Here is a 14,868-nt window from a genome sequence, read left to right on the forward strand (position 1 = left end):
CTTTAACGAGCGATATTTCAGACGGATAGGCAGAGCAAAGCCATGAAAAGACTTGCGATTTTGGGCGTCAGCGCCTTTGTGCTGGCCGCATGTGCAGCCGAAGTGCCCGACAGCGGACAAGGTGTCGGGTTCAATGACTTTGCCGAATTTGAGCTGGAACGCGCCCGCCGCGAAGCGCAGTTGCGCGGTGAGGTGGGCCCCACCTTGCAGCCCAACGGCGCGATTGCGACACCGGGGGCGCCAACGCCCGTGTCTGGTGCAGCGGGGGTGAACTCCTCTGATCTGGCGGCGGCGGGGATTGGCGCGCGAGCCTCAGGCGGTGTGTCTGGCAGTGCATCCGGCGCGCCTGTGGCTGCCACATCGCAAACGCCGCTGGCGTCCAACGCCGATATCTCGGATGAGCAGGATTTCGGGGCCGTGGCATCGCGCGAAAGCATTGAAAGCGATGCGGAACGCCGCGCGCGTCAGGCCGCAGCCTATCAGTTGATCGAGGCCACAGCTCTGCCTGACCGCAACGGCAACATCGGCCCCAATATCGTGCAATATGCCCTCCAAGCGCCCAATAATCTGGGTGAAAGCGTCTTTGACCGCGCAGGGTTCAACGCCGCTGGCCGCTTTGCGCGCAACTGTGCCAAGTACCGGACGCCAGACGAAGCGCAGCGCGATTTCATCGCGCGCGGTGGACCGCAGCGTGACCGGCGCGGGCTTGATCCCGATGGGGATGGCTTTGCCTGCGGGTGGGACCCACAGCCGTTCCGCACGCTGGCCTCCGGCAACTAGGGCTTCGCGTGGCGCTGTCGCCCAACTTCGGGCCACGTCGCGGGGGCGCGGTACCTGATCTGATTGTTTTGCACTACACGGCCATGGCCGATTGGACCCGCGCGCGGGACTGGCTGTGTAACCCTGAGGCCGAGGTGTCGGCCCATTACATCATTTCTCCGCAAGGTGAGGTCGTCGGTCTGGTCGATGAAGACCAACGTGCGTGGCACGCAGGGGCTGGGCGCTGGGGGGATGTCACGGACGTCAATTCACATTCCATCGGGATTGAGCTGTCCAATGACGGCGCATCGCCCTTTGCAGCCCCCTTGATGGACGCGCTTGAGGATTTGATGGGGGGCATCATGGCGCGCTGGAACATCCCCGCGCACCGCGTGATCGCCCATTCCGATCTGGCCCCGGGGCGCAAGATTGACCCCGGCCCACGGTTTGACTGGGCGCGTCTGGTGCGCCGTGGGTGCGCCATCGCTGCGTCCCCGACCGGCGCTGCCGCGCCAACCGAGGACGCCTTTCGCGCCGATGCGGCACGGGCCGGATATACGGCTCAGGTGGATTTTGACACGCTGCTGTCTGCGTTCCGCCTGCGCCATAGACCGGGGCACACCGGGCCGCTGGATGCTGTCGATTGCGCCTTGGCCGCTGATCTGGCCGCGCGGTTTGGTATTGCGAAAGCCCCGCCGACCTCTTAGGCCCATTCCTGACGCGGAGGATTGGATGGCCGATGGGGCAACCCATAGGAAAGTCCGGACTCCATCAGGGCACGGTGCCGGGTAATTCCCGGGCAATTGCAGCGGAGAATTCCGTTGTGTTTGACGGACAGCGCCACAGAAAACAGACCGCCCTGCTCCGCAGGGTAAGGGTGAAACGGTGGGGTAAGAGCCCACCGCGGCGATGGCAACATCGCTGGCACGGCAAGCCCCACTGGGAGCAATGCCAAATAGGGACCGCGCGGGGCAACCCAGGATCGCCTTGATCCGAGCAGGTCCGGGTTGGCAGCTAGAGGGCGGCAGGCAACTGTCGCTTGAGATGAATGGTCATCGAATTGGGGGTCACGGCCCCCAAGGAACAAAATCCGGCTTATAGATCCTCCGCGTCGTCCCTAACGTCGGTTCGAAGCGACGGGTGGGCAGGGTCATGCAGCGCAGCGACGTGACGCCCACTCAGGACTTAAGGCGCGCTTACGTCGCCCCGATGCGATGTTCGTGGCGACGGGTGGGCAGGGTCATGCAGCGCTGTCGTTCTGCCCCGCCTCAGCCTCCGCCCGTTCGTGATAGGGATGGACCTCCGCATCGTCCGTATCGCCATCTTCGTCGGGGCCCCCCTTGGGCAATACGAAATTCGCGGCAAAGCCATGCACCAGCATCGACATCAAAATCGTCACCGCGCAGATGCGCCAGATCGCGTCGATGTCTTGGAATTCCGCGTGGTTTTGCGCGTAGGCGATGTAGAACACGGTGCCCATGCCGCGAATCCCGAAAAACGCGACCTTGAAGCGTGACATGTCCTCACATTCCAACCCGACCAACGCCACCAGTCCCCCCAAGGGGCGCACCACCAGCAAGATGGCAGCAGCTATCGCAATGTCGGTCCACGCCACATTTGCCATCAGCCCGTTGGTCAAAAACATCCCGAACCAGACCAGCAAAATCACCAATAGTACATTCTCAAGCTGATCGGCATCGCGGTGCACGAACTTGGCATAAAGCCCGTCTTGCCGGTCCCCGTAATAGCGCCCCGCACGCGCCGCTGCGAAAACAGCAAGAAACCCGTACCCCGACACCGCTTCAGCGGCGCCATAGGCCGTAAAGGTCGATGCCAGAACCACAATCAGCGCGTTCCATGCGCCTAGGCTGGCGTCCCCGTACCGGCTGTGCAGCAGCTTGGAAATCACCATCCCGCAGCCCCAACCCACCGCGTAACCGGCCACCACTCGGTAGATGAAATCATACCCCAACCATGTCCAACCCCACTCCGACCAGCCCGCACCAGAAGCCGCAACCACGGCAAGTGCCAGATACACAAAGGGGAACGCCAGCCCGTCGTTCAAGCCCGCCTCTGCCGTCAGCGATACCTCCAACGGGCTTGCGTCCTGCCCCGGGGGGCTGACCTGCACAGACCGCGCCAAAACAGGGTCCGTGGGGGCCAATACGGCGGCCAGCAACAAGGCGGAGGCCAGCGGAAGCCCCGCAACCCAGATCCCCAACAAGGCCACCCCAAGGATCGTCAACGGCATGGCGATGGCCAAAAGGCGGATCGTGGCCTGCCAGTTGCGAAAGCTCTCACGGGTATCAATCGCAAGACCTGCACCCGCCAGTGAGATCAGTACAATCAACTCAGAGATATGTTCGACAATTTTTGCGGACAGATCGTTGCTCAGCGGGTTCAGTACCGGCAGGCCCACACCCCCCAAAATCGCGCCCAATCCCACAAACAACAGCGGCACGTTGATGATGCGATAGCGGTTCCAGAGCGGCTGTAGGGTCAACGCCATAAGGGCGAGCCCAAGGATCAAATAAAAGATCGACCGGGTGGACAGCCCGAAATATTCCGACAGGATAAACATGGGATGCGATATGGGGCACAGGCGGGATCGGGCAAGGCAGGGACCTTGGGCGGGAAATCACCATTTGGGCGGTTGACTCGAGGCGGAAACCCCGTAGAAGGCGGACTTCATATGAATTCACACGCGCGCGCACCGTCGCCCGCGACACCGGAGAGATGACATGGCGAAGCCAACCACGATCAAAATCCGCCTGAACTCCACCGCAGGCACAGGCCACTTTTATGTGACCAAGAAAAACGCACGTACCATGACGGAAAAGATGGTTGTACGGAAGTACGACCCCGTTGTGCGCAAGCACGTGGAATACAAAGAAGGCAAGATCAAGTAAGATCATCTGCCACGTCGGCCAGCCCGACATTTGGATTTCAAACGGGTCACCTTGTCGGGTGGCCCGTTTTCGTTTGGGGGACGGGATATGTTTCAGATCAGACCAACCACTTCGGCTGACATCACGTCGGTGAACGCACTGCTGGCGCGGTCCTATCCGCGACTTCTCAAACCCGACTATGCGCCATCGGTGCTGGTGCTCGCCCTGCCCAAGACCAGCCGCGCCCAGCCGGCGCTCGTGACCTGCGGAACCTACTATCTGGTCGAAGACCAGCACGGCGCCCTGCTGGGGGCCGGTGGCTGGACGCTTGCAGCCCTCGGCTCCGGCGCGATCACACGCGGGGTGGGTCATATCCGCCATGTGGTCACGGATGCGACAGCCACGCGGCGCGGCGTGGGGCGGGCGCTGATGGATCACATCATCGCCGCAGCCCAGACCCTAGGCCTGCGCCCCCTGCGCTGCCTGTCAACCCGCACCGCCGTGTCCTTTTACCGCGTCATGGGGTTTGAACCCCTCAAAGACGTAACGGTCCCCCTTGGTCGCGGCATCGACTTTCCCGCCGTAGAGATGGAGCGCCTCCTCTAGGCTTCTCTGGTTCAAAAATACCTAAAAAAGGGGCGCGCGCATCGCGCGCGCTCGGATCGGATGGGCGCAGCCCATTCGATCATCCCATCCCCAAATGCACCGGCCAAAGAAAAGGGCCGCCCGATGGCGACCCTGATCTGGTTCGACTGTGATGTCCGCTATTCGCGGCTGCCCAAGAACTGCAGCAGGAACATGAACATGTTGATGAAGTTGATGTAGAGGCTCAACGATCCCATGATCGCCGATTTGTCCAACCACTCCTGATCACCGTGGGCCGCGTGGGCCACATATTCGTTCTTGATGCGCTGGGTGTCGTAGGCGGTCAGACCCGCAAAGATCAGCAGGCCGATGACGGACACGGCCCAGCCCAAGGCATCGGACTGCAACCAGATGTTCACCACAGAGGCCACAATCAGGCCGATAACACCCATGATCAGGAAGCTGCCCCAACCGGAGATGTCACGCTTCGTGGTGTAGCCCCACAGGGACAGGCCGGCGAAGGCGATAGATGTGATCAAGAACACCTGCGCGATGGATGTGCCCGTGAAGGCCACGAAAATCCACGAAATCGACACGCCCATCGCGGCGGCAAACACGTAGAAAAACAGGTTCGCGCCTGCGGCCGAAATGCGGTTGATCATTGCGCCAAAGGCAAAGACCATCACCAGCGGCAGGAACATGATCACCCACTTCAGCGGGCTCAGGTACAGGGTAGCACCCAGATCGGTCAGATAGCGGCCAGACCCCAAGGCATATTCTGTTGGGGTCGCGGACACGGTCATCGTGCCGATGGCCCATGCGGCGATGAACGTCAGGAACAAACCGCCCGACATCAGGCCATAGACCTTGTTCATATGGGCGCGCAGGCCCTCATCAATTTGCGCAGTGCGCGCGCCGAGACCGGCGGTCATCTGCGGGTTTCTGTAGTCAGCCATGAATTCCCTCCAAGGTTGAACGTGAATTACGTCGGGTGCGGTGGCTTCCGAACCCCTCGGGCTAGATATTGGCATGACGGAACTGCAATTCAAGGAAAACCGGACGCGAGGCATCCGGTTTTCCGCGTCAAATTGTCAGTATTGTCACGATCGGTGTGAAAATACCCGATCCGAGGGTAAATCCCACAACGGCCGACCTGCCTCGGCCTCCGCTTGCGCTTGGGTCAGGCCCAAATCTGCAAGGCGACCGGCATCCAAACCCCGCAGTGCGCGACGTTCCATCCAGACGGTGACACTGAGAGCCAAACGGCGGCGCAGCGTGACCCGTTGGACGTTGCGGGATCCGGTCGCCAAAATATAGGTTGAGAAAACAGCCATTTTCATTTCCTTTCGTGATGCGATTTTCAAATATCATTCCATGTGTTGATATATCCAGTATCCGGTGACATAATGGAAATGAATGTTTGACGTCTTAATCATCAGGATTTGTGATATGGCTAGAAATTTGGATGTGACTGCCCTTCGGTCCTTTGTGGCGGTGGCGGACTCAGGCGGCGTCACGCGGGCGGCGGGGGTGCTGAACCTGACGCAATCAGCGGTGTCCATGCAGCTCAAACGATTGGAAGAGGCGCTGGGGCTTGATTTGCTGGACCGCTCCAGCCGCCAGATCGGGGTCACACCGCAGGGCGAACAACTGCTCAGTTATGCGCGCCGGATGTTGGCACTGAATGATGAGGCGCTGCAGCGTCTGACGTCACAAGACTATGAGGGCGAGATTTCGCTGGGCGTGCCCCATGACATCATCTACCCCTATATCCCGCCGGTGTTGCGTCAGTTCGCCGCCGATTTTCCGCGAATGCAGATCAAGCTGGTCTCTCAGCCGACCAAAACCCTGCGTGAGATGTTCGCGCGCGGCGAATTGGACGCGATCCTGACTACCGAAAGCAGCCCCGGCGAAGATGGCGAGGCGCTTGTGACCTTGCCTCTGGTCTGGGTCGGCGCCCGCGGTGGTGTGGCCTACAAACAGCGGCCCCTTCCGGTGGCCTTTTGTTCGAATTGCATCTTCCGGTCGGGGGTTTTGAAACGGCTGGACGATGCGAACTTTGAGTGGTCCATGACCCTCGAATCGGCCGCCGACAGTGCGGTCGAGGCCGTCGTCAGTGCCGATCTGGCGGTCAATGCGATCATCAAAGGATCATTGCCTGAACAGACCGATCTGCTGCCCGGCGATGCGGGCCTGCCTGATCCGGGCAAAACCCAGATCGTGCTGTATATGCAGGCCAAAGACGATCCCGTGCAGGCTGCCCTGCATGAGATGATCCGCCAGTCCTATCTGTCCGAATGGAAGGCCAACGCGCCGCGCCGCTTATCGGCGTAGAGTCCGACCCCTAGGGCGTTACAACCACCTTGCCGGTGCTTTTGCGGCTGCGCAAAAGCTCCAACGCGTCGGCGGCGTCCTCAAGGGGCAGGACATGGCTTACATGGGGGCGCAGGCGGCCTTGGGCGTACCAGTCCAGAAGCTCCCCCATGCTGTCGGTCAGGGCTGTGGGGTTGAATTGCAGATAGCCGCCCCAGTAAAAGCCGATGACGTTGATGTTTTTGACCAGAATATGATTGGCGCGGATGTCGGGCAGATCGCCGCTGGCAAAGCCGATGATCAGGATGCGGCCTTCGCGGTTGGTCGCTTTGACGGCGGCCTTGAACGCGTCGCCGCCCACAGGGTCATACACCACATCGGCCCCCCCGAGCGCCTTGACGCGCGCGGTGATGTCATCGCTTGCGTCAATCGTGTGATCTGCCCCCGCCGCTTTTGCAATCGCGCATTTTTCGGCCCCCCGCGCCACAGCGATGACCGTGGCGCCCATAGCTTTGCCGATTTCCACCGCTGTCAGCCCCACACCGCCCGCAGCCCCCAGCACCAGTAGCGTTTCCCCTTCCTGCAACTGCGCGCGCCGCGTCAGCGCCAGATGGGACGTGCCGTAAGCCACCTGAAACCCTGCTGCTTGGGCAGGCGTCATGCCGTTCGGTACGGCGCGACACAATGCAGCCGGAAAAACCCCCTGTTCGGCCAAACCGCCTTGGCCGCCAAAGACTGCAACACGGGTGCCAACGGCGGGCGAGGTCACGCTGTCGCCCGTGGCCAGCACTGTGCCGCAGACTTCCATCCCGAGGGTGAAGGGCGGCTTGGGCGTGTCCTGATAAGTGCCTTTGGCCATCAGCAAATCTGCAAAATTCAGGCCGCAGGCCTCAATCTGCAACAGGACCTCACCGGCTTGGGGGGAGGGGGCCGCAGCGTCGGTCAGCTGAGGCGGGGTGGCGTGATCGGTGACTTGAAATGCGCGCATGAGAACCTTTTGGACTGTCGGGTGTGGGCACCGGAATGGCACAAACTGAATCGTTGACCCCATCTGAGCATAAAAGCCGAGGGATGACTATTTGGCCCATCAAATTTGCCGTTTCGACCGAACGTCATGAACGTACCTGCACTTTAGGACAGGACACGTCGCGCAACCGTTGCGTGTTTTATCTGCACGGGCGACACGCCCTTCAAGCACTCGGTGCAGATCAAAACGATAAAGGCGGCGCGTTCGATTTGGACCAAGCCCGCCAAAGCAAGAATTGGAAAAGGTAAATGAAGCATCCTGTCGACGTCCATGTTGGTAAACGTATTCGCCAACGCCGTTGGGTAAGTGGGACGACGCAACAGCAACTGGCCGATCAAGTGGGCATCAAGTTCCAGCAGATCCAAAAGTACGAAACAGGCATGAACCGCGTCAGCGCATCGCGTCTGTGGGACATTGCCCATGCGCTGCATGTGGATGTGTCGTTCTTTTTCGAGGGGCTGACCGGTGAGGACATGCCCGCCGAGATGAACGGAATGCCCAGTGATATCCTGTCTGACAAGGAAGCGTTGGAGTTGCTGCGCAGCTACTACGCCATCCCCGAGAACCAACGCCGCCGCCTCTTCGATCTGGCGCGTGTTCTCAGCGAAGTCAGCTAACGGCCGCCTCTGACCCTTGACGCACTATGTGTCCCCCCGCTACCGCAGGGGGACCATGGCAAAAGGGCAGGGCGATGACATTACTCCATGTGCAACCAGATGACGGCCTGCAGGCGACCCTGCGGGCCTGTGCGCATGAGATTGCCGATGCGGCCCGTGCGGCGATCCTGCCGCTGTTTCGCACCAACCTCGCATCCGACAACAAAGAAGCGGGCGGTTTTGACCCCGTGACCGAGGCCGACCGCGCCGCCGAACGCGCCATGCGCGATGTGCTGGTGCGGCTGCGTCCGCAAGACGGGATTTTGGGCGAAGAATACGGCACGGATGATGGCACCAGCGGGCTGCAATGGGTTCTGGACCCCATCGATGGCACCCGTGGCTTTATCAGCGGCACCCCCACTTGGGGTGTCTTGATCAGCCTTCGGGATGCCGCGGGCCCGATCTATGGCCTGATTGATCAGCCCTACATTGGCGAACGCTTTGAGGGCGGGTTTGGCCTGTCCGAGATGACGGGCCCCTTGGGTGCGCGGCCGCTTGGCACCTCCGACGTGGGCATCTTGGCCGAGGCCACGATCCTAACCACCTTCCCCGAGGTAGGCACCGCGAGCGAGGGTGCTGCGTTCAAGGATGTGGCGTCGCGCTGTAAGCTTACGCGTTATGGGATGGATTGCTACGGTTACGCTCTGCTTGCGGCGGGGCAGGTGGAGTTGGTCGTTGAAGCGGGCCTAAGCGCCTACGACATTCAAGCCCCCATCGCGGTCATTCAGGCGGCAGGCGGCATCGTGACCGATTGGACCGGCGCACCGGCCCATGAAGGCGGGCGGGCTTTGGCTGCGGCCAATGCCGACCTGCATGCGGCGGCCCTCGACGTCTTAGCGAAATATTGAAGGTATCGGGGGACTTTCGAATTGGCTTCGCCAATCCGATCCGGCGCGGCTGCGCCGCGCCTTCGTTTGAAGAAAGGGACGGCTATGGACCGTGAAATTTTGATCAAGGGCGCTTTGGCTGTTGTCACCATGGACGATGACCGGCGGGAGTTGTCGGGCGCGGATGTGTTGATCCGCGGCGGCGTGATCGCTGAGATCGGCCTTGCGATCCATGCCCCCAACGCCGACGTGGTCAGCGCTGCTGGCTGTGTGGTGACACCGGGCCTCGTGAACACGCACCACCACCTGTACCAAACGCTGACCCGCGCTGTGCCCGGCGGGCAGGACGCGTTGCTGTTTGGATGGTTGCAGACGCTTTATCCCATTTGGGCGCGGTTCGGACCGGAGGAGATGTATGTTTCGGCCCTGATTGGTCTGGCCGAACTGGCCCTGTCGGGCTGCACAATGACGTCCGATCATCTGTACCTTTATCCCAATGGGTCGCGTCTGGATGACACGATTGCCGCCGCCCATGACGTGGGCTTGCGGTTTCATCCGACCCGGGGCGCCATGAGCATTGGTGAAAGCGATGGGGGCCTGCCGCCGGACAGTCTGGTCGAACGGGAGGCGGATATTCTTGAGGACTGCATCCGTGTCATTGATGCCCACCACGACGCAGGCGAGGGCGCGATGGTGCGCGTGGGCGTAGCACCTTGTTCGCCGTTCTCCGTCAGCCGTGACCTGATGCGCGATGCCGCTGTTCTGGCGCGTGACAAGGGTGTGATGTTGCACACGCATTTGGCGGAAAACGATGAGGATATCGCCTATTCCTTGGAGAAATTTGGCTGTCGTCCGGGCCAATATGCCGAAGACCTTGGCTGGACGGGGCCGGATGTCTGGCACGCCCATTGCGTAAAACTGGACGGACAAGAGATTGATCTGTTCGCACGCACCAAGACCGGCGTGGCCCATTGCCCCTGTTCCAACTGCCGCCTTGGGTCGGGCATCGCACCGGTGCGCGCCATGCGCGATGCGGGGGTGCCGGTTGGGTTGGGCGTCGACGGATCAGCCTCCAACGATGCGGGATCGCTGATCGGTGAAGCACGCCAGACCATGTTGTTGCAACGGGTGGCGCTGGGGGCGGATGCGATGTCCGCGCGCGAAGCGCTCGAGATTGCCACGCGCGGCGGGGCCGAGGTTTTGGGCCGGAACGATTGCGGCCAGATCAGCGTTGGTAAACGAGCAGACATCGCGCTGTGGGATGTGTCGGGAATTGAGGCTGCAGGATCATGGGATCCGGTCGCCCTTTTGCTGGCAGGCCCCACGTGGGTGCGCGATTTATGGGTGGAAGGCCGCCCAGTGGTGGCGAACTCCCGCGTGGTCAGCTTTGATTTGAACCGTGCGATTGTGCGGCAAGGCCAACTCGTTCAGGCCTTGCAAACCTGAGTGAGGAGAGACTTATGAAATATGTAATCGCCGCTGCCTGTTTGGCCCTGTCGGCCTGCGGATCCTCCCTGTCCACGCCCAGCACAGGGACCTCGCCCGTGGCGGTTGTGGCCCCGTCGGGCTCCGTGATGTCCTTTTTGAATGCCGCGCGCGCCCAGAACGGGCTGCCGCCTGTGTCCGAAGACCGCCGGTTGTCTCAATCAGCCCAGCGTCACGCGCAAGATATGCAAGCGAACGGCTTTTTCGCGCACACCGGATCGAATGGCAGTTCCTTCTCGGATCGCGCCCGCGCTGCAGGCTACACTTGTGCGCGCAATGAAAACATTGCCAACGGTCAACGCACGGCTGAGGGCGTGGTGACGGCGTGGATGAATTCGCCTGGACACCGCCGCAATCTTTTGGCCTCTAACGTGACAGAATTCGGCATTGGCCGGACAGATAACAATTGGGTGCTGGTTATGGGCGCAGGCTGCTAGGCCGCCATGTACGGGATCGGGCGGAATCGTCAGGCGCATGCCGCGGCCTATGCCATCGACGGGCGCGCGTTGATCTTTCCCCAGCAGGGGATCGCTGCGGCCTGTGATAAGGTGCGGCGGGCCGACCTGACTGATCCTGCCGGGTTGGGACAGGGGGTGTTTGACGCGCTCGACGCGTCGACCCCGATCCGCAAGAAAAAGCTGTCACTGGGGGAACAAACCCGCGCGTTCCATGACACCATGGAGGCGTTTCGCCAGGAGGCGAAGATCGGCCAGACGCGATTTGCAAACGCCTTGGTTCATGGCCTGATACATCAGACACGCGACGGCATCACGCTGACACCGATGCGCGCGGTGCGGGGGCGCTATGGGTTTGAGAGGGGAGGAGAGGATGTTTTCATTCCGGTCCCCTCATCCCTGGACGCGGCAACCATCGGGCGGGGGCTGGCCCTGATGCTGACGCGTTAGACGCGCCGTCCTGCCACGTAAGTGGCTGAAATCGCGCGGTCATCACCCATCATGATGGTCGGGAACAGGGCCTCCCACAGATCATCCGCGCGACGGGCGCGCTGGGCAATCGCGGGGGTCGAGGCCAGATCAATCACCGCGATGTCTGCCATAGCGCCCACATTCAGCGACCCGATCTGCCCGCCCATGCGCAAGGCCTGCGCGGATCCTTCGGTGGCCAGCCACATCAGCTGCGCAGGATGCAGGGCCGTACCGCGCAACTGCGCCACCTCATAGGCGGCGGCCATGGTGCGCAACATGGAAAACGACGACCCGCCACCGGTGTCTGTGGCAAGCCCCGTTCGAATACCCCGCGCCTTGACCCCCGCCATGTCGAACAGCCCCGAACCGATAAACGTGTTGGACGTGGGGCAATGGACGACAGCGGCGCCGACCTCTGCCAGCCGGTCAATTTCGCGCGGTTCAAGGTGGATCGCGTGGCCGTAAAGGCCGCGTGCGCCCAACAGGCCGAATTGCTCATAGGTGTCCAGATAATCGCGGGCCGATGGAAACAGATCGCGGACCCAAGCGATTTCGTCAGTCTGTTCGCTTAGATGCGTTTGCATCAACACCTCCGGGTGTTCCGCCCAAAGCGCACCCATCGCCGCCAGTTGATCGGGGGTAGAGGTGGGCGAAAACCGCGGCGTGATGGCATAGGTGGCGCGGGCTTTGCCGTGGTAGGTTTCAAGCAAGGATTTGCTGTCGTCATAGGCCGATTGCGCCGTGTCGCGCAGACCATCCGGCGCATTGCGGTCCATGCATGTCTTCCCCGCGACCACGGCCATCCCGCGTGCTGCGGCCTGATCAAAAAAGGCGCGCACGGATGCGGGGTGAATTGTGCAAAAACTGGTAAGCGTCGTGGTGCCATGGGCCAGCGCCAGATCAAGGGTGCGCCCCGCAATATCCGTGGCATATTCCTCATCCGCAAAGCGCATCTCTTCTGGAAATGTATAGGTGTTCAGCCAATCAATCAGCCGCTTGCCCCACGACGCGATCATCGCCGTCTGCGGATAATGCATATGCGCGTCCACAAAGCCCGACGAGATCAGGTGATCCCCGTGATCGACCACGCGGGCCTGCGGATGTGCGGCCTTGAGCGCCGCACCGTCCCCCACCTGCGCGATCCGGCCGCCCTGCACAAGGACACCACCATGGGTCAGCGCCACCGCCGCGTCCTCAATGGCGGTCGCGAAGGGATCGGCGTCAAAGCGCAGGGTTTGCCCCAAAAGAAGAAGATCATTCATACCGCGCAAAATATGTCCGCGTCCGAGGATCGTAAATCGCCAATTGTTATTGACCGCTTGAGGGTGACGCTAAGTTCACTAATGTGCAGCCGAAAGGGGACCGCCATGTCAGAGGCTATTGAGATCACCGAAGACGACGAAGGCCTGCCAAAAATGCTGGCCTCGGGGGTCAAAGCGGCCCTTGCCGCCTCTGACAAGGCCGAACTCGACCGGCTGCTGAACCCGCTGCACCCCGCTGACATTGCCGACCTGATGGAGCAGATCGATGATCGCCAACGGGCGGAATTGCTCTATCAATGGAAGGGCGGGGTGGATGGCGACATCCTGTCCGAGCTCGGCGATGACCTGCGCGAAGAAATCATCGATGCCCTCGGCCCCACAGAATTGGCCGACGTGGTCCGTGATCTGGAATCCGATGATGTGGTCGATCTGGTCGAAGACCTTGATGAGGACCAACAAGAACAGGTGTTGGATGCGCTGGATGCCGGCGACCGTGTGGCCGTCGAAAAGGCGCTGGCCTATCCGGAAAAATCCGCAGGCCGCCTGATGCAAATGGAAGTCGTGCGCGCGCCCGCCCATTGGACGGTGGGGGAGGCGATTGATTATCTGCGCGCCTCTGACGATCTGCCCGAACAGTTCTACCATGTCATTCTGGTCGATCCGCGGATGAAACCCGTGGGCTATGTGACCTTGGGCCGCCTGCTGGGCACGCCGCGTCCGATCCATCTGACCGAATTGTTGGAGGACAGTTTCCGCACCTTCCGCGTCGATCAGGACGAAGGCGACGTGGCCTATGCCTTTAACCAGTATCACCTGATCTCAGCCCCTGTGGTGGACGAAGATGACCGGCTTGTGGGCGTGATCACCATCGACGACGCGATGATTGTGCTCGATGAAGAACACGAAGAAGACATCCTGCGTCTGGCCGGTGTGGACGGGGAATCAAGCCTGACAGACAAGGTCATCGCCACAACCAAACGTCGCTTTCCGTGGTTGGCGGTCAATCTGGTGACGGCCATTCTGGCCTCCCTGATCATTTCGCTGTTTGAGGAAACCATCGCAGGGCTGGTGGCGCTTGCGGTGTTGATGCCCATCGTGGCGTCCATGGGGGGCAATGCGGGCACGCAAAGTCTGACAGTGGCCGTGCGGTCGATTGCGACCAAGGACCTGACCGGAGCCAACGTCTGGCGCGTCATAAGACGCGAGGTTCTGGTGGGCCTCATCAACGGCCTCGCCTTTGCGGTGATCATGGGGCTGGTGGGCTATGTGTGGTTTGGCCAGCCGATGTTGGGCGTGGTGATCGCGTTGGCCATGGTGATCAATATGGTGGTGGCGGGTCTCGCGGGCACAGGTATTCCGGTGATTTTGGAAAAGATCGGCATTGATCCGGCGCTGGCCTCAGGCGCCTTTGTGACAACGGTGACGGATGTGGTCGGGTTTTTCGCCTTCCTCGGGTTGGCGGCGGTGATGTTGCTGTGACATTGCAGGACCGCAAAGACGCCGCGCGCAAAGCGGCCTTCGCCGCGCGCAAAATGGCCCATGAGGCAGGCTTTGGCCACGCGGGCCACTTGTCGTCGGTCCTTGCGGGATATCGCGGCGTGCCGCTGGCCGGCTACGCCCAGATGCGCACGGAAATCGACCCGACCCCGGCGATGGAGGAGGCCGCAGCCCACGGCCCGGTCTGTCTTCCGGTGATTGAAGCGGCAGGCCAGCCTCTCAAGTTCCGCACCTGGACCCCTGGCTGCGCCATGACCCCAGGTGCCTTCGGCGCGCGCATCCCCGAAACGGGCGATTGGATCACCCCCGAAATCCTTATCGTTCCCTTGGTGGCATTTTCCCGCGCGGGCGGGCGTCTGGGCTATGGTGGCGGGTTCTATGACCGCACCCTTGAAGGTCTGCGCGCCCTCAGACCCACGCTGGCCATCGGTTTTGCCTATGCCGCACAGGAATTGCCCGACCTGCCGCTGGAACCCACCGATCAACCTTTGGATCTGATCGTGACCGAAGAGGGCGTGATCGAACCACGTTGACCTCCTTTCTCTGGTTTCAAAATACCTCGGGGAGTCCGAAGGACGGGGCAGAGCCCCTTTGAGCGCCCACATTTCAACCTTGCGCAACGGCGATGGTCTTGGTCTACGGA

Annotated in this window: 17 protein-coding genes and 1 other RNA gene; 13 read left to right on the forward strand and 5 right to left on the reverse strand. The window is 61.4% G+C overall.

Features of this window, described 5'->3' with window-relative positions; genetic code table 11:
* Positions 1 to 42: 42 nt before the first annotated feature.
* The 3 genes from ACTG36_RS07470 (at position 43) to rnpB (ending at position 1,873) form a co-directional block, all read left to right on the forward strand.
* Positions 43 to 780 carry a hypothetical protein gene (locus ACTG36_RS07470; protein ID WP_375280398.1) on the forward strand — a complete coding sequence of 246 codons (738 nt, stop codon included), beginning with the start codon at positions 43 to 45 and terminating at the stop codon, positions 778 to 780.
* Positions 781 to 788: 8 nt separating this feature from the next.
* Positions 789 to 1,466, forward strand: coding sequence for an N-acetylmuramoyl-L-alanine amidase (locus ACTG36_RS07475; protein ID WP_375280399.1), 678 nt, complete (start codon positions 789 to 791; stop codon positions 1,464 to 1,466).
* A 13-nt stretch (positions 1,467 to 1,479) separates the two neighbouring features.
* An RNA gene (rnpB, locus tag ACTG36_RS07480) (RNase P RNA component class A) lies at positions 1,480 to 1,873 on the forward strand.
* 126 nt (positions 1,874 to 1,999) lie between these two features.
* Here the strand turns inward: rnpB and ACTG36_RS07485 are convergent.
* Positions 2,000 to 3,340: a cation:proton antiporter gene (locus ACTG36_RS07485; protein ID WP_375280400.1), complete on the reverse strand. Its 1,341-nt coding sequence runs from the start codon at positions 3,338 to 3,340 to the stop codon at positions 2,000 to 2,002.
* A gap of 160 nt (positions 3,341 to 3,500) precedes the next feature.
* On the opposite strand from ACTG36_RS07485, the gene rpmG reads away from it, so the two are divergent.
* A complete protein-coding gene (gene rpmG / locus ACTG36_RS07490; RefSeq protein WP_007814563.1) occupies positions 3,501 to 3,668 on the forward strand; it encodes a 50S ribosomal protein L33 in 168 nt (55 codons plus the stop codon).
* Between the two features lie 87 nt (positions 3,669 to 3,755).
* The gene (locus tag ACTG36_RS07495) at positions 3,756 to 4,253 is read left to right on the forward strand and encodes a GNAT family N-acetyltransferase (protein WP_375280401.1); all 498 of its coding nucleotides are present in this window, start codon (positions 3,756 to 3,758) and stop codon (positions 4,251 to 4,253) included.
* Positions 4,254 to 4,411: 158 nt separating this feature from the next.
* On the opposite strand, the gene ACTG36_RS07500 is transcribed toward ACTG36_RS07495, so the two are convergent.
* Both ACTG36_RS07500 and ACTG36_RS07505 read right to left on the reverse strand, forming a co-directional pair.
* Positions 4,412 to 5,188: a Bax inhibitor-1/YccA family protein gene (locus tag ACTG36_RS07500; RefSeq protein ID WP_375280402.1), complete on the reverse strand. Its 777-nt coding sequence runs from the start codon at positions 5,186 to 5,188 to the stop codon at positions 4,412 to 4,414.
* Between the two features lie 144 nt (positions 5,189 to 5,332).
* Positions 5,333 to 5,566 (reverse strand): DUF1127 domain-containing protein, encoded by a 234-nt coding sequence (locus ACTG36_RS07505; RefSeq protein WP_375280403.1) that lies wholly within the window; start codon positions 5,564 to 5,566, stop codon positions 5,333 to 5,335.
* A 115-nt stretch (positions 5,567 to 5,681) separates the two neighbouring features.
* Here ACTG36_RS07505 and ACTG36_RS07510 point away from each other — a divergent pair, with 115 nt between their 5' ends.
* A complete protein-coding gene (locus ACTG36_RS07510) occupies positions 5,682 to 6,566 on the forward strand; it encodes a LysR family transcriptional regulator (protein ID WP_375280404.1) in 885 nt (294 codons plus the stop codon).
* Positions 6,567 to 6,576: 10 nt separating this feature from the next.
* Here ACTG36_RS07510 and ACTG36_RS07515 read toward each other — a convergent pair whose 3' ends face one another.
* The gene (locus ACTG36_RS07515) at positions 6,577 to 7,533 is read right to left on the reverse strand and encodes an NADPH:quinone oxidoreductase family protein (protein WP_375280405.1); all 957 of its coding nucleotides are present in this window, start codon (positions 7,531 to 7,533) and stop codon (positions 6,577 to 6,579) included.
* A 287-nt stretch (positions 7,534 to 7,820) separates the two neighbouring features.
* On the opposite strand from ACTG36_RS07515, the gene ACTG36_RS07520 reads away from it, so the two are divergent.
* The 5 genes from ACTG36_RS07520 to ACTG36_RS07540 all read left to right on the forward strand — a co-directional run bounded on the left by ACTG36_RS07520 (position 7,821) and on the right by ACTG36_RS07540 (position 11,445).
* Complete coding sequence (locus ACTG36_RS07520; RefSeq protein ID WP_375280406.1) at positions 7,821 to 8,189, forward strand: helix-turn-helix domain-containing protein; 369 nt, start codon at positions 7,821 to 7,823, stop codon at positions 8,187 to 8,189.
* Positions 8,190 to 8,263: 74 nt separating this feature from the next.
* Entirely contained in the window at positions 8,264 to 9,076 is an 813-nt protein-coding gene (locus ACTG36_RS07525; RefSeq protein ID WP_375280407.1) for an inositol monophosphatase family protein, read from the forward strand.
* An 84-nt stretch (positions 9,077 to 9,160) separates the two neighbouring features.
* Positions 9,161 to 10,501: an 8-oxoguanine deaminase gene (locus ACTG36_RS07530; protein WP_375280408.1), complete on the forward strand. Its 1,341-nt coding sequence runs from the start codon at positions 9,161 to 9,163 to the stop codon at positions 10,499 to 10,501.
* Positions 10,502 to 10,515: 14 nt separating this feature from the next.
* The gene (locus ACTG36_RS07535; protein ID WP_375280409.1) at positions 10,516 to 10,977 is read left to right on the forward strand and encodes a CAP domain-containing protein; all 462 of its coding nucleotides are present in this window, start codon (positions 10,516 to 10,518) and stop codon (positions 10,975 to 10,977) included.
* Positions 10,978 to 10,983: 6 nt separating this feature from the next.
* Entirely contained in the window at positions 10,984 to 11,445 is a 462-nt protein-coding gene (locus ACTG36_RS07540) for a hypothetical protein (RefSeq protein WP_375280410.1), read from the forward strand.
* Here ACTG36_RS07540 and guaD read toward each other — a convergent pair.
* Positions 11,442 to 12,728: a guanine deaminase gene (guaD, locus tag ACTG36_RS07545; protein ID WP_375280411.1), complete on the reverse strand. Its 1,287-nt coding sequence runs from the start codon at positions 12,726 to 12,728 to the stop codon at positions 11,442 to 11,444. The genes ACTG36_RS07540 and guaD overlap by 4 nt on opposite strands.
* 105 nt (positions 12,729 to 12,833) lie before the next feature.
* Between guaD and mgtE the strand changes: the two genes are divergently transcribed.
* Both mgtE and ACTG36_RS07555 read left to right on the forward strand, forming a co-directional pair.
* Entirely contained in the window at positions 12,834 to 14,207 is a 1,374-nt protein-coding gene (mgtE, locus tag ACTG36_RS07550) for a magnesium transporter (protein ID WP_375280412.1), read from the forward strand.
* A gap of 53 nt (positions 14,208 to 14,260) precedes the next feature.
* Positions 14,261 to 14,758, forward strand: coding sequence for a 5-formyltetrahydrofolate cyclo-ligase (locus ACTG36_RS07555; RefSeq protein WP_375280470.1), 498 nt, complete (start codon positions 14,261 to 14,263; stop codon positions 14,756 to 14,758).
* The last annotated feature ends 110 nt before the right edge of the window (positions 14,759 to 14,868 follow it).

This window comes from Pseudooctadecabacter sp. (assembly GCF_965657175.1).
In the GTDB taxonomy this organism is placed as follows: domain Bacteria; phylum Pseudomonadota; class Alphaproteobacteria; order Rhodobacterales; family Rhodobacteraceae; genus Octadecabacter.